17 protein-coding genes are annotated in these 21037 nt (G+C 64.4%); 3 read left to right on the top strand and 14 right to left on the bottom strand.

What is annotated here, in order from left to right:
- Window positions 1–18: 18 nt before the first annotated feature.
- The 5 genes from galE to FVP60_RS12255 form a co-directional block, all read right to left on the bottom strand.
- A complete protein-coding gene (galE, locus tag FVP60_RS12275) occupies window positions 19–1035 on the bottom strand; it encodes a UDP-glucose 4-epimerase GalE (RefSeq protein ID WP_147826578.1) in 1017 nt (338 codons plus the stop codon).
- A 68-nt stretch (window positions 1036–1103) separates the two neighbouring features.
- Window positions 1104–1769: a thymidine kinase gene (locus FVP60_RS12270; protein WP_147826577.1), complete on the bottom strand. Its 666-nt coding sequence runs from the start codon at window positions 1767–1769 to the stop codon at window positions 1104–1106.
- A gap of 9 nt (window positions 1770–1778) precedes the next feature.
- On the bottom strand, window positions 1779–2213 hold the full coding sequence (locus tag FVP60_RS12265) for a pyrimidine dimer DNA glycosylase/endonuclease V (protein WP_147826576.1): 435 nt from the start codon (window positions 2211–2213) through the stop codon (window positions 1779–1781).
- Window positions 2213–3670, bottom strand: coding sequence for a malate dehydrogenase (quinone) (gene mqo, locus FVP60_RS12260; protein ID WP_147826575.1), 1458 nt, complete (start codon window positions 3668–3670; stop codon window positions 2213–2215). The genes FVP60_RS12265 and mqo overlap by 1 nt, the downstream gene beginning before the upstream one ends.
- Before the next feature lie 108 nt (window positions 3671–3778).
- A complete protein-coding gene (locus tag FVP60_RS12255) occupies window positions 3779–4843 on the bottom strand; it encodes an aspartate-semialdehyde dehydrogenase (protein ID WP_147826574.1) in 1065 nt (354 codons plus the stop codon).
- Window positions 4844–5062: 219 nt separating this feature from the next.
- Here FVP60_RS12255 and FVP60_RS12250 point away from each other — a divergent pair, with 219 nt between their 5' ends.
- Window positions 5063–6094: an LLM class flavin-dependent oxidoreductase gene (locus FVP60_RS12250; protein ID WP_147826573.1), complete on the top strand. Its 1032-nt coding sequence runs from the start codon at window positions 5063–5065 to the stop codon at window positions 6092–6094.
- A 608-nt stretch (window positions 6095–6702) separates the two neighbouring features.
- Here FVP60_RS12250 and galK read toward each other — a convergent pair.
- Window positions 6703–7929 carry a galactokinase gene (galK, locus tag FVP60_RS12245; RefSeq protein WP_425463457.1) on the bottom strand — a complete coding sequence of 409 codons (1227 nt, stop codon included), beginning with the start codon at window positions 7927–7929 and terminating at the stop codon, window positions 6703–6705.
- A gap of 95 nt (window positions 7930–8024) precedes the next feature.
- Entirely contained in the window at window positions 8025–9188 is a 1164-nt protein-coding gene (gene galT / locus FVP60_RS12240; RefSeq protein ID WP_246132604.1) for a galactose-1-phosphate uridylyltransferase, read from the bottom strand.
- 64 nt (window positions 9189–9252) lie between these two features.
- Here galT and FVP60_RS12235 point away from each other — a divergent pair, with 64 nt between their 5' ends.
- Window positions 9253–10284: a LacI family DNA-binding transcriptional regulator gene (locus tag FVP60_RS12235; protein ID WP_342779487.1), complete on the top strand. Its 1032-nt coding sequence runs from the start codon at window positions 9253–9255 to the stop codon at window positions 10282–10284.
- A gap of 61 nt (window positions 10285–10345) precedes the next feature.
- Complete coding sequence (locus FVP60_RS13260) at window positions 10346–11215, top strand: HNH endonuclease family protein (RefSeq protein WP_246132603.1); 870 nt, start codon at window positions 10346–10348, stop codon at window positions 11213–11215.
- 28 nt (window positions 11216–11243) lie between these two features.
- Here the strand turns inward: FVP60_RS13260 and FVP60_RS12225 are convergent, their stop codons facing one another.
- The 7 genes from FVP60_RS12225 to FVP60_RS12195 form a co-directional block, all read right to left on the bottom strand.
- Window positions 11244–12530, bottom strand: a complete 1287-nt coding sequence (locus tag FVP60_RS12225) for an aspartate kinase (protein ID WP_147826570.1) — start codon at window positions 12528–12530, stop codon at window positions 11244–11246.
- Between the two features lie 103 nt (window positions 12531–12633).
- Window positions 12634–13551: a DMT family transporter gene (locus tag FVP60_RS12220; protein WP_246132602.1), complete on the bottom strand. Its 918-nt coding sequence runs from the start codon at window positions 13549–13551 to the stop codon at window positions 12634–12636.
- Between the two features lies 1 nt (window position 13552).
- A complete protein-coding gene (gene recR, locus FVP60_RS12215) occupies window positions 13553–14149 on the bottom strand; it encodes a recombination mediator RecR (protein WP_147826569.1) in 597 nt (198 codons plus the stop codon).
- On the bottom strand, window positions 14149–16422 hold the full coding sequence (locus FVP60_RS12210; RefSeq protein WP_147826568.1) for a DNA polymerase III subunit gamma and tau: 2274 nt from the start codon (window positions 16420–16422) through the stop codon (window positions 14149–14151). The genes recR and FVP60_RS12210 overlap by 1 nt, the downstream gene beginning before the upstream one ends.
- A gap of 49 nt (window positions 16423–16471) precedes the next feature.
- A complete protein-coding gene (locus FVP60_RS12205; RefSeq protein WP_147826600.1) occupies window positions 16472–19000 on the bottom strand; it encodes a glycoside hydrolase family 65 protein in 2529 nt (842 codons plus the stop codon).
- The gene (locus FVP60_RS12200; RefSeq protein ID WP_147826567.1) at window positions 19000–19746 is read right to left on the bottom strand and encodes an HAD family hydrolase; all 747 of its coding nucleotides are present in this window, start codon (window positions 19744–19746) and stop codon (window positions 19000–19002) included. The genes FVP60_RS12205 and FVP60_RS12200 overlap by 1 nt, the downstream gene beginning before the upstream one ends.
- A 63-nt stretch (window positions 19747–19809) precedes the next feature.
- Window positions 19810–21036, bottom strand: a complete 1227-nt coding sequence (locus FVP60_RS12195) for an acetate/propionate family kinase (RefSeq protein WP_147826566.1) — start codon at window positions 21034–21036, stop codon at window positions 19810–19812.
- Between the last annotated feature and the right edge of the window lies 1 nt (window position 21037).

Raw genomic sequence — 21037 nt, 5'->3', positions numbered from 1 at the left:
TATCTGGGTGCTACCCGATCAGACGTTGTAGCCCTGCGGGTTCTTGGTCTGCCACGTCCAGTAGTCGCGGCAGGCATCGTCAATCGTGAGTTGTGCCTTCCAGCCAAGCTCGCGTGCGGCCTTTGCCGGGTCGCAGTACGTGGCCGCAACATCGCCGGGGCGGCGCGGCTTGATGTTGACGGGAAGTTCGCGCCCGATGGCACGCTCGAACGCCGCAACGACGCCCTTCACGCTGACCGGCTCGCCGGTTCCGAGGTTGTAGACCGCGTACCCGGGCTGGGCCTGCTCCAGCGCCACCACATGGCCGGCCGCGAGGTCAACGACGTGAATGTAGTCACGCAGTCCCGTGCCGTCCGGAGTGTCGTAGTCGTCACCGAAGATGCCAACTTCGCTGAGCGTTCCGATGGCAACGCGCGAAACAAACGGCATCAGGTTGTTGGGGATTCCGGCCGGGTCTTCACCGATGAGGCCCGAGGCGTGCGCACCCACCGGGTTGAAGTATCGCAGCACCGTGACGGCCAAATCGGGCGTCACGGCCGCCACATCTTCGAGCACCTTCTCGTTCATGCGCTTGGACTTCGAGTACGGGTTGGAGAGGTCAACGCTCGTCGTTGACTCCTCGGTAAACGGCAGATCCGCAGGGTCGGAATACACGGTTCCGGTGCTGGAGAACACAAACGACTTGAGCCCGCGCTCGAGCCCCACGCGCAGCAGCGCGAAGGTGCTGTCGAGGTTGTTGGCGTAGTACTTCAGCGGCAGCTGCGTTGACTCGCCAACAGCCTTGTGTGCGGCGAGGTGGATGATCGAATCGAACGGACCATACTCGTCAAAAACCCGGGCAACGGTGGCATCGTCTTTCGCATCGCCGATGACGAGGGGTGCCGGCTTGCCGGTGATTTCTTGAACCCGCTCGGCCGCGATCGCAGACGTCGCCGACAGATCGTCAAGCAGAACAACCTCGTGCCCGGCATCGAGCAGGGCAACGGCCGTGTGAGTGCCAATGTAACCGGCTCCGCCGGCAAGAAGAACGCGCATGCACCCAGCTTAGTTTGCCGAGGCGCGCGAGCCGAGGCGATTGCGCGCTCTCTGGCGCGACAGCCAGGCTATTCGGCGGCTGCCGGCAGCAGCACGCCGCCAGACTCCTCCAGATAGCACGCACCGCACAGCGACTCATACGTGACGAAGTGCTCGTCGCGCACGGTGGCGGTGGCGGCATCAATGGCGACCTGGTCACCGTCGAAGATGAACCGACCGCCAATCACGCGGCCGTTAAAGACGGCCTTGCGCCCGCAACGGCAGATCGTCTTAAGCTCTTCAAGCGAATGCGCGATCTCCAACAGGCGGCGGGAACCAGGAAAGGCCTGGGTGCGAAAGTCCGTGCGGATGCCGTAAGCGAGCACCGGAATGCCATCGAGAACGGCGATGCGAAACAGATCGTCAATCTGCTGCGGTGTCAAGAACTGCGCCTCGTCGACCAGCAGACAGGCCACGCGGTGCTCGCCCGGAACCAGGGCCTCCGCGGCGTCGCGCACCAGGCGCGCGCACTCGGCGGCGATCACCTGACGAGCGTCGTCGTCTGGGGCCAGCAGAATGTCGACCTCACGCGTCATGCCGAGGCGTGATTCGACCTGACTGGCGCCCTTGGTATCGATCGCCGGCTTCACCAGCAGCACGTGTTGACCGCGCTCTTCGTAGTTGTAGGCCGCCTGCAACAGGGCAGTCGACTTGCCGGAGTTCATCGCGCCGTAGCGGAAGTACAGTTTGGCCACCAGAAGAGTCTACAAAGGTGTGACGCGCTCCCACGCCGCAATCGGCCCCTCAACCAACACGAACGTGGTTCCGCACCTCGGCTCGCCGGCCAGCCGGTCTAACCAGGCGGGGTCGCGCACACTCACCTTGGCGCGCAGCCAGTCACGCTCGTACGCGAGCTGACCTGTCGCGACGGCGATATGCGGGTTGGCCGCGCTGGGCCGCAAGATGCGCGTGATGTCAAAGCGATAGCCACGAGCGGTCGCCTCCCGCTGTAGATCGGCGAGAAAGTACCCAATCGCATCGAGAGGGTCGGCGCACTCACGAAAGCGCTCCAATTGCGGGTGGCGTGTGTATCCGCGCGTGTTGCCCGCCAGCACCTTTTGCGCGAGCAAAGCTTCGCGCCAACAAGCGACGAGCGCCGCCCTGTCAAGCAGGGCGGGCTCGAGCGACCACAGCCGCATTAGCGGTTGATGTGGAGAGCCTCGGCGGTCTCGGTGACGATCTTGTCTGCCTCGGCCGGCTTGTCGTTCAGCGTCTCGCCGTAGCTCGGAATGAGCTGCTTGAGGCGCGGCTCCCACTCGGCGATGCGGTCGGGGAAGCACGAGTTCAGCAGGTCGAGCATGATCGACACGGCGGTCGATGCTCCCGGCGATGCACCCAGCAATCCGGCAATCGAGCCGTCTGCGTGGGCGATGACCTCGGTTCCGAACTGCAGCTTGCCGCCCTTCATCACCTGTGCGCGCTGGCCGGCGTTGAGCAGCACCCAGTCTTCGTCCTTCGCGGTCGGCACAAACTCGCGCAGCGACTCGACCTTGCCCTTGTGGGTCTTGGCGAGCTCGCTCACCAGGTACTTGATCAGGTTGAAGTTGGTGAAGGCGACCTTCAGCATGCTGAAGACGTTGTGAAACCGCACCTGGGTTACGAGGTCAAGCATGTGTCCGTGCTTGAGGAACTTCGGCGTGAACGTCGCAAACGGGCCGAACAGAATGGAGGTCTCGCCGTCAACCACGCGGGTGTCAAGGTGCGGCACCGACATCGGCGGGGCACCAACGGCCGCCTGCGAGTACACCTTGGCGTGGTGCTGCGCGACGATCGCGGGGTTCGAGGTCTTGAGCCACTGCCCACCAATCGGGAAGCAACCGTAACCCTTGATCTCAGGAATGCCAGAGGCCTGCAGCAACTTGAGCGCCCAACCACCAGCACCAACGAACACGAATCGTGCGTTCATCGATCCCGGGGTCTTGCCCAGCATGTCGCGGAAGTTGAGCTTCCAGGTTCCGTCTTTCTGACGCTTGAGCTTGCGCACCTCACGGTTGGTGTAGAGCGTCGCGCCCTTGGCCGTCAGGTTGTCAAAAAGCTGGCGGGTGACGGAACCAAAGTCAACGTCGGTTCCGGCAGGAACGCGGGTGGCGGCGAACGGCTCGCCAGCGACACGCTTCTGCATCAGCAGCGGCGCCCACTGGTTGATGACGCGGCTGTCTTCGCTGTACTCGATACCGGCGAACAGCGGCTGGTCTTTCAGCGCCTCGTAGCGCTTGCGCAGGTACTTCACGTCTTTTTCGCCCTGCACAAACGTCATGTGCGGGGTCGGGTTGATGAAGGTATCGGGCGCGTGCAGCACGCCCTCCTCCATCAGCGTGGTCCACAGCTGGCGGCTCTGCTGAAACTGCTCGTTGATCGAGATCGCCTTGGCGGGGTCGACGGAACCATCGGGGGCTGCCGGCATGTAGTTCAGCTCGCACAGTGCCGCGTGGCCCGTGCCAGCGTTGTTCCACGCGTTGGACGACTCCTGCGCGACGTCAGAGAGTCGTTCAAAGACGACGATCTTCCAGTCCGGCTGCAGTTCTGAGATAAGGGTGCCGAGGGTGGCACTCATCACTCCGCCACCAATAAGAACGACGTCTACAGTTTCACTCACCCGACTAGTTTACGGCGCTTGGCGCGTGACCCTTGCCCGTAGCGAGGTTCTCCCTGTGCCCAATTGAGCTGACGCGAAAGAAGTCACCTTCTTTCGGCAGTATTGGCGCTACGAGGCGAGGCGCTGAGCGACGACCTCGGCGATTTGTACCGCGTTGAGCGCCGCACCCTTTCGCAGGTTGTCGTTGGAGATGAACAGCACGAGACCCTTGTTCTCGGGTGCAGACTGATCGGCGCGAATACGGCCAACGTAGCTGGGGTCATTTCCGGCGGCCTGCAGGGGGGTCGGAACCTCTTCCAGCGTCACGCCCGGTGCGTTCGCGAGAATCTCGCGCGCCTGATCTGGCGTGATGTCGCGGGAGAATTCGACGTGGATCGACAGCGAGTGCCCGGTGAACACCGGAACGCGCACGCAGGTTCCGGCGACGCGAAGGTCAGGCAGACCCAGAATCTTGCGGCTCTCGTTGCGCAGCTTCTTTTCTTCGTCGGTCTCGTTGAGCCCGTCATCGACGAGGCTGCCGGCCAACGGAATAACGTCGAACGCGATCGGCGCGATGTACTTCTCCGGCTGCGGAAAATCTACGGCCGCGCCATCGTGCACCAGGTCAAGCGTGTTGCCCTGGGCGAGAACGCCCTCGACCTGGCCGAGCAACTCTTGTGCGCCGGCAAGACCCGAACCGCTCACGGCCTGGTAGGTCGAAACAATGAGGCGCTCGAGCCCAGCAGCATCGTGAAGCGGCTTCAGCACGGGCATAGCCGCCATCGTGGTGCAGTTGGGGTTGGCGATGATGCCCTTCGGGAGGGCAAGGGTAGCCTCGGGGTTGACCTCGCTAACGACCAGCGGAACCTCGGGGTCCATGCGCCAGGCGCTGGAGTTATCGATGACGACGGCGCCTGCCTCGGCGAAGCGAGGCGCGTGTGCGCGCGAGCCGGTCGCACCCGCGGAGAACAGGGCAATCTCGATGCCTGCCGGATCGGCGGACGCCACGTCTTCGACGATGATCGAGTGGCCGCCGAAGTCAATGGCGGTGCCTGCGGAGCGAGCGGTGGAGAACAGGCGGAGCTCTCGAATGGGGAAGGCGCGCTCCTGCAGAATCTCGCGCATCACGGTGCCGACCTGACCGGTCGCGCCGACGATGGCAACGGAGTATCCAGTTTCAGAAATGCGCGTCATGTCGAACCCTTCTTGGGAGAGTGCACGCGCCAGGGCCGACGCGTTGCCACGTTCGGCGTTCATTGCCGTTTGCTGATCTTACCGCCGCGCGCTGGGTGGCATGCATTTTGTGACGTTGCGGGTGCGTGTGAGGGTGCGGGTGCGCGTCCTTGCCGCGCCACCCGCGCGACGAAGAATATTCATGGGAATGGAAATCATGGTTCCGTGGTTTCATAGAGCATGAAGAAAATCGGCTTCCTTTCCTTCGGGCACTGGACTCCACATCCCGACTCCCAGACTCGTTCAGCACGCGACGTGCTGCACCAGTCGATTGACCTGGCGGTGGCTGCTGAAGAGATCGGCGCCGACGGCGCGTACTTCCGCGTGCATCACTACGCACGCCAGCTCGCCTCGCCGTTTCCGTTGCTCGCCGCCATCGGCGCGAAGACCTCGAAAATCGAGATCGGCACCGGCGTCATCGACATGCGTTACGAAAACCCGCTGTACATGGCAGAAGACGCGGGCGCCGCAGACCTCATCTCCGACGGCCGACTGCAGCTCGGCGTGAGCCGCGGTTCACCCGAGCAGGTCATCGACGGTTACAAGCATTTCGGTTATGACGCTCCCGAGGGCATGACCATGGCTGATGTCGCTCGCAACAACACCGAGACCTTCTTGCAGGTCATCGACGGGGCACGCTTTGCCGAGCCGAACCCCCGACCGATGTTCCCCAACCCCTACCCCGGCGCGTTGGGCATCGAGCCGCAGTCCCCCGGCCTTCGCGACCGCATTTGGTGGGGCGCAGCCTCCAACGCGACCGCCGTGTGGGCAGCAGAGGCAGGCATGAACCTGATGAGCTCCACGCTGAAGGCTGACGAGAGCGGCAAGCCGTTTCACGTTCAGCAGCGTGAGCAGATCGACCTGTTCCGCGACGCATGGAAAGAAGCAGGGCACGAGCGCGAGGCTCGCGTATCGGTAAGCCGCTCCATTTTCGCGCTGACCACGGACGAGGACTACCGCTACTTCGGCTTTGACCGCGACACCGACGACCAGATCGGCACCATCGGTGGGGACCCCATCGGACGCGCCATTTTCGGCCGCTCGTTTGCCGCCGAGCCCGAGGCTCTGATCGAGCAACTGCGCGGTGACGAGGCCATTGCCGCCGCAGACACCCTTCTGCTGACAGTCCCCAACCAGTTGGGCGTTGAGTACAACACCCACGTGATGGAGAACATCATCAAGCACGTCGCCCCGGCCCTCGGCTGGCGCTAACGTCATACCGCCACCTGACTGGCGCAAGGGCGGGGTCGGAACCATGTGGTTCCGACCCCGCCCTTCGTGCGCTCCGTGGTCCCACCCGGCGGCACTCTGGCGCCCCGCGGCGTTCCCAAATGTCGAACGACTCGACGCAACACGCCGCTAGAGCTGCCCGTCGGGCCCCCTCGGCACCATCGGTTCCGACATTTGGGAAGAACCGGAACCGCGGTGCGGGCACAGAACGGTGTGGGCGCAGACGAAGCAGCCCACCGGAACGCGCCGCGCGGCGTTCCCAAATGTCGAACGACTTGACGCAACACGCCGCTAGGGCCGCCCATCAGGCCCCCTCAGCACCATCGGCTCCGACATTTGGGAAGAACCGGAACCACGGAACGGGCAGAGAACGGTGCGGGCCGCAGACGAAGCAGCCCGCCGGAACGCCCACCGCGGCGTTCCCAAATGTCGAACCACTTGACGCGACACGCCGGTAGAGCTGCCCGCTTGGACCCCTCGGCACCATCGGCTCCGACATTTGGGAAGAAGCGGAACCACGGTGCGGGCAGAGAACAGTGCGGGCAGATAGCGGTGCGCCCGCCGACCACGGTGCGCGCACCACGGTGCGGTCACCGATCGCGGTGCGCTCCGGCTGACGCGGTGACCGTGAAAATGTGGGGCTCCGTGAAGCCGGCGGCAGCAAATGCCGCTCGAACCGCATCCGAGACCGCGCCGACCGCGTGATCTTCAACGAGAGCGATGGCGGCGCCGCCAAAGCCGCCGCCCGTCATGCGCGCGCCGAGCGCGCCGACTGCGAGCGCAGACTCGACCGCCGTGTCGAGCTCGGGCACCGAGATTTCAAAGTCATCGCGCATCGACGCGTGCGAGGCGGTGAGTAGCGCGCCGATGCCGCGAACCCCCTCGCTTCGCAGCACCCGCACGGTGTCGAGCACGCGCTGGTTCTCTGTCACGACGTGGCGCACGCGGCGAAAAGTCACATCGTCCATCAGCGCTTGAGCGCGCTCGAGGTCTGCCACAGTCAGGTCTCGGAGTGCTGGCACGCCCATGATGGCGGCGCCACGCTCGCACGCCGCGCGACGTTCGCCGTAGCCGCCCGTCGAGTGCGCGTGCTTGACGCGGGTGTCGATGACCACAATGCTGAGCTCGGCGTCCGTGAGGCCGAGCGGAACCAGTTCTGCGGCAAGAGTGCGGCAATCGAGAAAGACGGCAGCATCGGGCTCCCCCAGCGTCGACGCCATCTGATCCATGATGCCGGTGGGGGCACCGACCGCCTCGTTCTCAGCCATGCGCCCGATCGACGCCAGCTCCGCGCCACGCAATTCGAGGTTCCACACATCGCTCAGCGCCAACGCAACGGCGCCCTCGATGGCCGCCGATGACGACAGCCCCGCGCCGACCGGAACATCGGAGGCGATGGCAATGTCCACGCCAACAAACTCATCGGGTGCTACCCGAACGCCGTGTTCGTGAGCGCGCTGCGCCAGTTGCATGACCGCCCACGCAACACCGAGCGGGTACGCCGCCCATTCTGGAACGGCCGGATGTTCACCCACCGGGGTCGGGAAGATGGTGGCCAAATCGTCGAGTGCGACCTCTACCGCTTCTTCTGAAAATGCCGACGCCACCCGAATCATGCGGTCGGCGCGAACGTCAACGGCGGCCACCGTGCGCTGCGCGATGGCAAACGGCAGTACGAACCCCTCGTTGTAGTCGGTGTGCTCGCCGATCAGGTTGACGCGGCCGGGCGCCGACCAAAAGCCGCCGGGCAAGCGGCCAGTCATCGCCACGAACAGCTTCGCCGCCGCGTCGTGCGTTGCCTCAGCAGCGCCGGACACGGGGGCATCGGCGGCCGAAGATGTCGGTTCAGTCACGTTGTTCTTTCGTGTTGAGTCGGGTCGGGCGACGCGCGCCTCAGAGTTGTATGCGCGGCTCAGAGTTCTACGGTTTGCAGCGCGTCGCGGAGGCGCGCGGCACCCTGTTCCGGCGTGACTTCGGTTGCCCACGCCCACATCGCAGCCTCCGACCCCGCCAAGAACTTCATCTTGTCGGCGGCTCGCCGCGGACTGGTCAACTGCAGGTGAAGGCGCACGGTGTCACGGCCAACATGAACGGGTGCCTGGTGCCATGCGGCAATGTAGGGCGTCGGAGTCTCGTAGAGCGCATCAACGCCACGCAACAGGCGCAGGTACAGGTGCGCGAGCTCATCGCGCTCGGCCGCACTGGTCTCGGCAAAATCTGCAACGTGGCGGTGCGGCATGAGGTGCACCTCGATGGGCCATCGCGCGGCAAACGGAACGAATGCACTCCAGTGTTCTCCGGCGAGCACGACACGCTCAGAGCGCTGTTCGAATTCGAGAATGCGTTGAAACATGTCGGGCGCCGTGCGGTCAATGCTCTCCAACACACGCGTCGTTCGCGGGGTGATGTACGGGTAGGCGTAAATCTGGCCATGCGGGTGCGGCAGCGTCACGCCAATGGCCTCGCCACGATTTTCGAACGGAAAGACCTGTTCCACCCCGGGCAGCGCCGAAAGCGCGGCGGTGCGATCGGCCCAGGCCTCGATCACGGTTCGCGCGCGTGTGACGCTCTGGGTTCCAAACGATCCCGATGGTTCCGGGCTGAAGCACACCACTTCGCATCGCCCCACCGCGGAGCGCGAACGTCCAAGCCCCAAAGCGGCGAGGTCATCAAGCCCGCGCGTGGGGTTGATCGCCTCCGGCGCTCCCCCGATCGCCTCGTTGAGCGCCGGGCCGAACGCTGGCGACTTGTTCTCAAACACCGCGACGTCGTAGCGCGACGGAACCTCGGACGGGTTGGTTGGTGACTGCGGCGCGAGCGGGTCGGCTTCGGCACCCGGCATCATGACGCGGTTCTGCCGGTTGGCCGCGACCGTGATCCAGTCGCCGGTGAGGATGTCTTGACGCATCGATGAGGTCGCCGGACGCGGGTCGAGCTCGCGCGCGTCGATCGCACGTTCGCCACCCAGCGAGGTATCTGGGTCGTCGTAGTAGATGAGGTCGCGGCCATCGGCGAGCACCGTGGAGCGCCGCACGACACCCGCGGAAAGTGCGGTGACATCCTGATACGTGTTCACGTAAACATGGTTCCACACCCGCCGTGATAACGTCAACATGCATCGATCATGTCGAGGGAGCACGATGATGAGCCAACCGCTCGAACCAGAGCCCAGCCCAGCGCAGCCAACGCATCCCGCACCGGGTGCCACCGGGCGCGTTTCAATGGCGATGGTTGCCGCACGCGCCGGCGTCTCCGGCCAGACGGTCTCGCGCGTAGTCAACGGCAGCCCCCGCGTTGATCCAGCCACACGAGCGCGGATTGAAGACGCCATGGCGGCGCTCGGCTACCGCCCGCATCGGGCCGCACGCACCCTGCGCACCGGCCGCTCGCAGACCATCGGCCTCATCGTGACCACCCTCACCACCATCGGCAACTCACGCATGCTTCAGGCCACGGCCGAAGCTGCCGCCGAGCGGGGCTACGCCCTCACCCTGGTCACCGCGGCACACGGCATCGCCGCCGCCTTCGATTCGCTCATCGCACAGGAGGTCGATGGCGCGATCGTGCTCAACGAAGCCTCGGCGCAGGTTGCCGCCGCCACCCTCCCACCCGACCTCAGGTTGGTGATCGTCGACGCCCCCAAGGCCGCCAACTCCACGTCTGTGCACAGCGATCACGCGCGCGGAGCCTTCACGGCCACCACGCATTTGCTGCAGCGCGGCTACCACGTCGTTCACCACTTGGCGGGCCCCGCCGACTCCTTCGCCGCGAACGAGCGCGAGCGCGGCTGGCGTGAGGCACTGCTGCAGGCGGGTATCGGGGCCCCGGAACCAGTGCGCGGCAATTGGAGCGCCGAGTCTGGGTACAGCGCCGGCGCCTTGCTAAGCGGCGCACCCGCCGTCTTCTGCGCCAACGATCAGATGGCGCTGGGGTTGTTGCGTTCGTTCGCGAATCAGGGCCGCCGCGTGCCTGAACAGGTGGGAGTTGTTGGCTTCGACGATGTTCCCGACGCAGCAAACTACCAACCACCCCTCACCACCATTCGTCAGGATTTCACGGCACTCGCGCACCGCGCGGTCCAGGCGCTGGTGGCTGATATCGAGGGCACCAGCACCACGTGGTCGACGACCGTCATTCCCACCACGCTGATCGACCGCGACAGCACTCGGTGACGCCTCGGCGCCCACCCGCCGCGAATCGCGGATGTCGTCGGCAGCCGATAGTGTCGCAACCGTGTCAATAACGCGTGATGAGCGAGTGCGCGCCGCGCGATCCCTGCCGAGCCGCCCACCGCAGTATCGCAGGCCAACCCCGCGGCGACGACGGCGGCGTCAAACGCACTGGGGGGTCACGGCAGCCCTCATTTTCGTGATCGCCGTTGTCGCGCTCGTCATTTCCTCCCTGCTCGCCCCCGGGGCTTCCGCCCCAACCGGTGTGCACACCCCGAGCGCATCGTCGGCCACCCAACCCGCACCCGCACCCACACCCGCGCCCGCGCCCGCTGCTCCGGCAACCATCGCCTCTGGTTCCGTTGCCGACCCCGCAGGGGCCATCGCGGCCCTCGCGATGGTGCCGTCCAACGACGGCTACTCAGCACCCGACTACGATCGTGACCTCTTCGGGCAGCGCTGGGCAGACGTTGACCGCAACGGCTGCGATACCCGCAACGATGTGCTCGCGCGAGACCTGGTCACGCCGACATTTAAGCCGGGAACGCGCGACTGCAAGGTTCTCTCCGGCACGCTCACCGACCCCTATTCGGGAGCATCGATCGCGTTTGTGAATGGCCCTGATACGTCACCGCACGTACAAATCGACCACGTCGTTGCGCTCGCTTGGGCGTGGCGCCAGGGCGCACACGAATGGACCCCCGAGCAGCGAGAAGCCTTCGCCAACGATCCCCGAAACCTCCGGGCGTCAGGCGAGGTAACGAATCAGGCAAAGAGTGATTCTGGGCCGTCGAAATGGCTTCCGCCCGCGCCAGAGCTGCAATGCCGGTTCGTGATGGAGTGGGTTTCAGTCGTCGTTGACTACAAGCTCACCATTAACGACTTCGATCGCTACTCCGCCCACCAGGTGCTACAAACCTGCCCCACACCGTGAGGCGCAGGGCAGGAGTTCGTCTCGCCTGTTAGCGGCCGGTGCCTGCGTGAACGATGGCTTCGGTCTCCGAGTCGAGACCGTACGCCGTGTGAACCGCCTTGGCCGCCACCATGATGTCGTCGGCGCGCAGCACCACCGAGATGCGGATCTCTGAGGTGGAGATCATCTCGATGTTGATGCCCGCGGTGCTCAGCGCCTCAAAGAGCGTCGCCGACACACCGGAGTGCACCCGCATGCCCGCGCCAACCACGGAGAGCTTGCCGATCTGGTCGTCGTGCACCAGGTTTTCGAATCCGACCTCGGCCTGATCGGCGGCAAGCGCGCGCAATGCAACAGCCGCGTCGGACTTCGGAACCGTGAAAGAAATATCGGTGCGGTTGGTCGCCGCCGCCGACACGTTCTGCACGATCATGTCGACGTTTGCGCCCGATTTGGCGACAATCTTGAAGATCTCGGCGGCCTTGCCAGGCACGTCTGGCACACCGGCAACCGTGATCTTGGCTTGGCCGAGATCGGTGGCAACTCCGGCGACGATGGGCTCTTCCATGGCAGCTCCCTCGAGATTGTGGGGCAGGGTTTGGCCCTCCCCCAGAACATATGTGCCCTCGTTCGACGAGAACGTCGAGCGAGCGTGGATCAGAACGTTGTGGCGGCGAGCAAACTCAACCGCGCGAATGTACAGCACCTTGGCGCCGTTGGCGGCAAGTTCCAACATCTCCTCGCTGGAGATCGTCGACAGCTTGCGCGCGTTCGGAACCACGCGCGGGTCAGCGGTGAAAATGCCGTCAACATCGCTGTAGATTTCACAAACATCGGCGTTCAGCGCCGCCGCGAGGGCGACAGCCGTCGTGTCAGAGCCGCCGCGGCCGAGAGTGGTGATGTCACGGGTGTCGCGGTTGAAACCTTGGAATCCGGCGACGATAACGATCGCGCCCTCGTCGAGCGCTTCGCGCACGCGCACCGGGGTGACATCGACGATGCGAGCGGAACCATGGTGCGAGTCGGTGATCATGCCGGCTTGGCTGCCGGTGAAGGAGCGCGCTTCAAAACCCATCGAGTGAATCGTCATGGCAAGCAGTGCCATCGAAATGCGCTCGCCGCTGGAGAGCAGCATGTCGAGCTCGCGCGGCGCCGGAATCGGTGCAACCTGGTGCGCAAGGTCAAGCAGTTCGTCGGTGGTGTCGCCCATCGCGCTGACGGCGACTACAACATCGTGACCGGCACGGCGGGTGTCAACGATGCGCTTGGCGACGCGCTTGATGCTCGCGGCATCCGCAACGGATGAGCCACCGTACTTCTGCACGATCAACGCCACTATGTCACTCCTGAGTTTGGTGAGCACTGTGCTCAGTTCTCACCAGTTTACGACCGCTCACATGCTCGAACTGCCATGTGACGGTCGGGGGCACCGCCGCCCGCTATGCGCGCGTTGGGTCAGGCTCAGGCAGGATTGCGTCCTTTTTCTTGCCTCCCATGGCCGCAAGCCAGCACCCGAGCAGCACAATCGGTGCACCGATCAGCAGCTCAACGCCGAGGTGCTCGTTGAGAATGAGCACGCCCGCCACCAGGGCAACGATGGGGTTGATGTAGGTGAACAGCGGCGCGTTCACCGGGCCAACTTCGCGAATGAGAGCGAAGAACAGAATGAACGCGACGGCGGTGCACACGACGCCTAGAAGGATGAGCGCGACGGTGGCATCGAGAGTCGGAACCTCGTGTTGGGTGAGCAACGCGAAGGGCAGGTAGCCGACGCCGATCATCAGTAGAGAGAGGGTGATCGAGCCGAGGGCCGGAACATCGTTGAGCTTGCGTGCGACGATGAACGGCGCGATGGCGTACATCACGGCGACGAGCAAGACCTCGCCGGCCGCCAGCAACCATCCGTTGCCGCCGACACCGAGCCCCGGCACCAAGACAATCACCGCGACACCGATGAACCCGAGCACAAGCCCGGCGACGCGGGTGGGCCGCAATGCTCCCCGCTCCCCGCCGAACAGGGCGATGATGGTGGCCCAGAGCGGAACGGTGGCCACGAGCAATCCGGTAAGACCGGAGGGCAGGCTCTGCTCGGCGTGGCCGAGAAGGAAGAAGGGCCCAGCCATCTCAACGAGACCAAACGCCAGCACCCAGCGCCAGTGATTGAGGGCGCCGCGAAGTGCACCGCTGCGGATCGCAAAGGGCAACAGGATCGCGGCCCCGATGAGGGTGCGCCCGGCCACAATCGCGGCGGGCGAGTACGACTCGACCGAGATCTTGATGAGCAAATAGGGAATGCCCCAGATCGCCGCCATTGCGAAGAACAGCAGCCATCCACGCTTGGTGAATGAGCGCGACACGTTAGATCGCAGACCGGCGGCCCTCGAATGCGCGGCCGAGGGTCACCTCGTCGGCGTATTCGAGGTCGCCGCCGACGGGCAGACCCGAGGCGAGGCGTGTGACCTGAATGCTCATCGAAGTGAGGAGTCGGCTCAGGTAGGTCGCCGTCGCCTCTCCTTCGAGGTTGGGGTTGGTTGCCAGAATGACTTCTTGCACCGTGCCGTCGGCAAGACGCCCCATCAGCTCGGTGATGCGAAGGTCGTCAGGGCCACGGTTTGCGATGGGGCTAATGGAACCACCGAGCACGTGATAGAGGCCACGGAATTCCCGTGTGCGTTCAATTGCCGCAACATCTTTGGCGTCTTCGACGACACAAATGATGGTTTGGTTGCGTCGGGCATCGCGGCAAATCGCGCACCGCTCTTGTTCCGAGACGTTGCCGCAGATTTCACAGAATCGCACTCGGTTTCGCACCTCGGCGAGGAGTTCTGCCAGACGGGAGACGTCAAAAGACGGCGTCTGCAGAATGTGAAACGTGATGCGCTGTGCAGACTTCGGGCCGACGCCGGGTAGACGCCCGAATTCATCGATGAGTTCTTGAACAATGCCGTCGTACATCAGTTAAACCTCGTTGGTGGGTTGTACGTGTCTTCGCGCACAAAGGTGGCACCGAGCACTTGTCGCACCACGGCCTCGCCGTAGCGCTGGGCACCTCCGGTCATGAGCGGGCGTGACCGCACGGTGGGCGCCGGGCCGCGCTGCTGAATGGCGAGGTCTTCGTCGTCGCCGTCGGGGCCATCCGCGTCGATCGGCGTCTGGTCGCCGTCATGGGGCGGGGCGACCGGCTTGGCGAGGGCTTCCTCCGGCTCGTCGTCGACAGGCAGAGGCGCGGAGGCGCCACCGGGAATCGCAACAACGGCCCACTCCGTGACGGGTGCCACACGAGTCGGTTGCGGCGCCCGCGGCGGCGCCGTGACCGGCTGCGGAGTCGATGGCCGTGGTGATGGTGGGCGCTGCCAGCCGTCATCGGGCGGCAGCGACTCGGGGTCGTACGGTGGTTCGTCGTCGTGCCAGCCGTCACCCGATGGAGAAGGCTCCGACGGCGACTCACGCGGAGGATGCTGCGGTGCGAACGCGCTCTCGTGCTTTGCAATGTACTTCACGCGCACACCGAGCACATCGACAATCACCTGCCGAAGGTCTTCGCTGACGCCCGCGCCAGCCTTCAGCTCTTTGAACTTCGCGATGTCTGGGTGGTTGGAAAACGCGAGAGTCAGCACCTCGTTATCGAACTGCACCACGCGCGCGTTCGAGACGACCATGAATGCGGCGCGGCTCGTCTCCTGCAGGCGCTGAACGATGCCAGACCAGTTGGCCTCGATCACAGCCTGCGTGACCGGCTCGTCGGCAGAACTTGCTTCTACCGTCTCCGGTGCCGACTCAACAGCGGGTGCCGAAGCGGGTGAAGCAGCCGCCGCGGGCTCCGTTTCTGACCGCGCCTCAAGCTCGGGCTCGGGCTCGGGCTCGGCAGGTGCCGATTGCGGCTCTGGTTCCGGCACAGACTCGGGTTCGGGCTCTACCAAAGCAGGCGCAGCCTCCGACTCAGGTGCAGACTCCGCCTCCGCCTCCGCCTCCGCCTCCGGTGCAGGGTCGGGCTCCGGCACAGACTCCGCCAAAGCCAGCTCCACCGGCACATTCCGAGGTTCCGGCGCGGGAGCAGCAGCCGCCACCGCGGGAGCAGCAGCAGCCGTGGGAGCCTGCTGCGTACCCGCACCAGCATTGCGGTGGCGGGCATCGGCCGACAGCACGCGGGCGACCAGAAGCTCAAGGTGCAGTCGCGGCGACGTTGCGCCAGACATGTCATCCAGCGCCTTCGAAACCACATCGGCCGTCTGCGACAGTCGGATGGTTCCGTAGCCCATTGCCTGCTGCGTCATGCGAGCGAGTTCGTCTTCGGCGATACCGCGAAGCACCGCGCTCGCCTCGGCGCCCGTGGCAGAAATAATGATGAGGTCGCGGAGCCGCTCGAGCAGGTCATCAACAAACCGTCGCGGATCTTGCCCGGTCTGGATTACGCGGTCAACGGCGGCGAACGCCATCGCGGCGTCGCCCGTCGAGAACGCACTGATCACATCGTCGAGCAGGGCGGTGTGCGTGTATCCGAGCAGCGCAACGGCGCGCTCGTACTCCACCGTATTGTTCTCTGAGCCCGCGATGAGCTGGTCAAGAAGCGACAGCGTGTCACGGGGCGACCCGCCACCGGCGCGCACCACAAGCGGCAGCACACCGGTTTGCACGGTCACGCCCTCTTGCGCGCACAGCTCTTCAATGTAGGCGAGCATCGCGGCGGGCGGAACCAGCCGGAACGGATAGTGGTGCGTGCGGGAGCGAATGGTGCCGAGTACCTTCTCGGGCTCGGTCGTCGCGAAAATGAACTTGACGTGGGGCGGCGGCTCTTCGACGAGCTTGAGCAGGGCGTTGAATCCCTGCTGGGTGACCATGTGCGCCTCATCGAGGATGAAGATCTTGAAGCGGTCGCGTGCTGGCGCAAAAACGGCGCGCTCACGCAAATCACGAGCGTCATCAACACCGTTGTGGCTGGCCGCGTCAATCTCCACCACATCGAGCGAGCCGCTGCCGCCGCGTGCCAGCTCGACACAGCTATCGCATACGCCACACGGCGTATCGGTGGGCCCCTCAGCGCAGTTCAAGCAGCGCGCGAGAATGCGAGCAGACGTCGTCTTGCCACACCCGCGCGGGCCTGAAAAAAGGTAGGCGTGGCCAACGCGATCTGCGCGCAGGGCAGTCATCAGCGGATCGGTCACTTGGGATTGACCGATCATCTCCGCGAACGTCTCGGGACGGTAGCGGCGGTATAGAGCGGTGGTCACCGAACCAGCCTACGGGGTGCCACCGACGTTGGCTTCGCGCTGTCGTAAATCACTCCGCGTACGGCTCAACGGGCGTGTGGTGATGCCCCTCATCGTTGATCGCGTCCAGCAACGTTATCGGCGCCGTCGACGTCGGAACCGACACCGAAATCAGCGAGCCATCCTCCAACCGCTGGTCTTCGATCTGACGCACTGAGGGCCGGCCCTGCAGATCGGGCCCCTGCCCCTTGAGCGGAACCACGACGCTGCCGCCGGCGGGAGCGAGGTATCGTTCGCCGCGCACGTGGAAGACCACATCTTCGCCTTCTGTCACGGTCGCCGTCAGCGCATCAGCCGTGATCGAAATGTCAAGCACGCTCGACCCCCAGCGCAGCGGGTAGCGCAGTTCCGGCCAGGAGCTCGGCAGGCGCGGGTCGAAGGTGAGGGCGCCGCGGTGATCGCGCATACCGCCGAAACCACTGACGAGCGCCGTCCACACACCGCCGGCAGACGCCACGTGCACACCATCGGAGGCGTTGTGGTGCAGATCGGCGAGGTCAACGAACAGGGCGGCGGTGAAGTACTCCATCGCCAGATCCCGATAGCCCACCTCGGCAGCCAGAATGGACTGCACCACCGCGGAGAGGGTGGAATCCCCCGTCGTCAGCGCGTCGTAGTAGTCAAAGTCGGCGCGCTTTTGCTCAGGCGTGAACTGGTCGCCTTGCAAGAACAGGCCAAGCACCACATCGGCCTGCTTGAGCACCTGGAACCGGTAGATGACCAGTGGGTGAAAGTGCAGAAGCAGCGGCCGCTTGTCTTTCGGCGTGTTTTCTAGATCCCACACCTCTTTTTCCAAGAAGGCGGAATCTTGCGGGTGAATGCCCAGCGCGTCGCTATACGGAATCGACATCGCATCGGCCGCCACATCCCACGCGTCGGCCTCGGTGGGGTCGAGCTTGAGACGATCCGCCATACGGATGTAGCCCTCAGGGTCAGCCGCCGCGAGCGCGCGAACGCTTTCGGCCGCGTACCGCAGGTTGAACCGTGCCATCACGTTGGTGAAGAGGTTGTCGTTCACGACGGTGGTGTACTCGTCGGGACCGGTGACTCCGTGAATGTGGAAGGAGTCTTCGCCATTCATGGAGCGCCAGAAGCCGAGCGTCGCCCACAACCGAGCCGTCTCGACGGCAATGTCGATGCCCTCGTTGAACAAGAAGTCGGTGTCACCCGATGCCCGAACGTACTTCGCCAGCGCATACGTCACGTCGGCGTTGATATGGTACTGCGCGGTTCCCGCCGCATAGTAGGCGGAGGCCTCTTCGCCGTTGATCGTGCGCCACGGAAACAGGGCTCCCGCTTCGTTGAGTTGACGCGCGCGCTTACGCGCGGACGGCAGCATGAGCGAGCGCATGCGCAGCGCGTTTCGTGCCCACAACGGCGTGGTGTAGGCCATGAACGGCAGCACATATACCTCGGTGTCCCAGAAGTAGTGCCCGGAGTAGCCGCTGCCCGTTACGCCCTTCGCTGCAATGCCCTGCGAGTCGGCACGTGCCGCAGCCTGCGCCAATTGCAACAGGTTCCATCGCACGGCTTGCTGCAACTCGTCTTTGCCAACGATCTGCACGTCAGAGCGCTCCCAAAACGCGCTCATCCACACGGCCTGCGCGCGGAAGATGGCGTCGGCGCCCTGAGCCAGCGCGCGATGCAGCGTGCGACGGGCGCGGTCGATGAGCTCACGCGTCGGCACGGATCGTGAGGTGTGGTACGCCAAGAACTTGGTGACGGTCGTCGGAACACCCGCGGTGGCGTTGACGTGGAACACCACCTTGGCGGTGTCGCCGTCGGCGAAGCCATCCACCACATCAACGTCGTTTGCCGTCTCGACAACGTGATCGGCGGCAACCGCGAGCGTCATACCGGAGTGCGCGACTCGGTACGACAGCGACATCTGTGTGCCCTCGCTGTGGTGCTCCTGCGGCAGCAGCACTCGCCCGCCGACACGCTCCGCCTTGCGCGGGTCAAAGCCCGCAGCGCCGGCCGCCTTGGCCGTGCCGTATACGTCGCCGCCGTCCTGACGGTTCACGAGCTGGCTGCTGATAACGATGGAGGCATCCGCGTCAAGCACGGTCACGCTGATCTGCTCAAGGGCGAGGTGGCGCTCATCAAACGAGACGAGGCGATCCATGTCGATCACCACATTCTTGCCCGAAGGCGTACGCCACAGAATGTGTCGGTGAAGCACCCCCTCACGCATGTCTAGCGAACGCTCGTATTCGCGCATTTCGGCAACATCGAGGGTAAGCGGCTCGTCGTCGACGTACACCCGCATGATCTTGCCGTCGGGCGCGTTAACGATGGTCTGTCCGACCTCGGCGAAGCCGTACGCCTGCTCGGCGTGCCGAATCGCAAACGTCTCGTGCAAGCCGTTGATAAAGGTTCCGTGCTCGTGCGCGTTTCGCCCCTCGGGGTGATTGCCGCGCATTCCGAGGTACCCATTTCCGATGGCAAAGAGGGTCTCGGTTACGCCCTCATCGGTGCTGGAAAATTCGGTCTCTACGAGGCGCCACGGGTCAACCGGAAAGCGGTCGCGATCCATCATCATGCGTTGTGATTCCTTGTCGACAATGCCGGAACAAATTCTGCGAGATCAGACACCACGAGCGTTGCGCCGTGGCTCAGGAGGGCCTCCGCGCCAGCGCCGCGATCAACACCGACCACGAGGGCGATGTCGGCGGCGGCGGCCGAGGCAACCCCGCTGTGCGCGTCTTCAAACGCCGCGATGCGCGAGGGTGAGATGCCGAGATCGTGCGCTCCGCGCGCGAACATATCGGCGGCGGGTTTTGAGGCCAGGTCGTCGTCTTCGGCAACAATGCCGTCAACAATCGTGACGAAGCGGTTGGCGATGCCGGCCGCGGCCAGCACGTCGCGCGCGTTCTTGGAGCTGGAGACGACACCGAGCGGGTAGCCCTGAAGCTGATCAAGCAGTGCGAGGGAGCCGGGGTACGGCGCGATCCCCTGCTCGTTCAGCACGCGCGTGAAGACCTCGTTCTTGCGGTTTCCGATGCCACAAATGGTGTCTGCGGTGATCGGATCACTGGGGTGGCCCCACGGAATTTCGACATCGCGCGAGCGCAGCAGCGAGGCAACGCCGTCGTAGCGCTTCTTGCCGTCGACGTACTGGAAATAGTCGCTGTCGGTATACGGCGGCTGAATATCCCACGCTTCAAAGAGTTCGTCGAACATCGCCTTCCATGCCCTCATGTGCACCTCGGCGGTGGGGGTGAGCACCCCATCGAGGTCAAACAGAAAGGCATCGAATGATGTGAGATCTGGCAACTGAGACACAACACCTCCGATTCGTTTGTGGGACGATCCAGCGTAACTCTGTGGAACGTTCCAGGTCAGCACTCAGGAGATGGCTTGTAGCGTCTGCCGCGCGATCTCCAGTTCTTCATTGGTCGGAACCACGAGCACGGTGACGGGTGAGTCCTCGGTGGAGATGACGCGGATGCCAGATCCGCGCTCCTCATTGCGTGCCTCGTCCATCACGATGCCCGCCCACTCCATATTGGCGAGCGCCTCCGCGCGCACCGGCGCGGCGTTTTCACCGACGCCAGCCGTGAACGAAATCACGTCGACGCCGCCGAGTTGAGCCAAGTAGGCGCCAATGTAGGCGCGCAGGCGATGAACGTACACATCAAACGCGAGCGTCGCCGCCTGATCCCCCGCCGCACGCCCGGTCAACACGTCGCGCATGTCCGCCTTGCCCGTCATCCCCAGCAGGCCGCTGCTCTTGTTGAGCAGGTGATCAAGCTGATCGACTGACATTTCGGCGCGACGGTGCAGCTGAAACAGCAGCGCGGGGTCGATGTCGCCCGAACGCGTTCCCATCACCAGGCCCTCCAGCGGAGTGAAACCCATGGAGGTATCGATGGAGATGCCACCGTTAATGGCACACATTGACGCGCCATTTCCCAAGTGCAGCACGATCTGCTTGAGCGTCTCGTTCTCGCGCCCCAGATAGTCGGCGGCAGCCTGCGAAACGTACTTGTGACTGGTTCCGTGAAATCCGTACTTGCGAATGCGGTGCTGCCGCGCGAGTTGCGCGTCAATGGCATAGGTGTATGCGGCCGGCGCGAGGGTTTGGTGAAACGCGGTATCGAAGACGGCGACGTGTGGCACGGAACCAAAGGCTTTGCGGGCGGCGATGATGCCTTCCAGCGCGCCCGGGTTGTGAAGAGGCGCGAGCATCGAGAGATCTTCAATGTTGATCTCGACCAGAGGTGTGATGATCGTCGGCTCGAAGAAGCGAGCGCCGCCGTGAACAACGCGATGACCGACGGCGATGGGGGCGTTTTCGGTGAGCGAGGGACCATCGAGAGCGAACGCATCGAGCATGGCCTGAAAGCCAACGGTGTGATCGGCAATCGGCTGCTCGCGCTGGGTCGTCTGCTTCTCGATGGCCGGCACGGGCTCACCGGGTTCGGCCCAAAAGTACCGCGTGTGGGTGGTGATTCCCAGGGGCTCACCAATGCGCTCGACGAGGCCAGCGGCAAGAACGCGCTCGTTGGTCATGTCGAGAAGCTGGTATTTGAACGAGCTCGATCCGCTGTTAACGACGAGGACGGTGCTCACG

Origin of the sequence: Microbacterium mitrae (assembly GCF_008017445.1) — a bacterium.
Classification (GTDB): Bacteria; Actinomycetota; Actinomycetes; order Actinomycetales; family Microbacteriaceae; genus Microbacterium; species Microbacterium mitrae.
The sequence above is the reverse complement of the archived record's forward strand: the minus strand, read 5'-3'. Positions and strand labels throughout refer to the sequence as shown.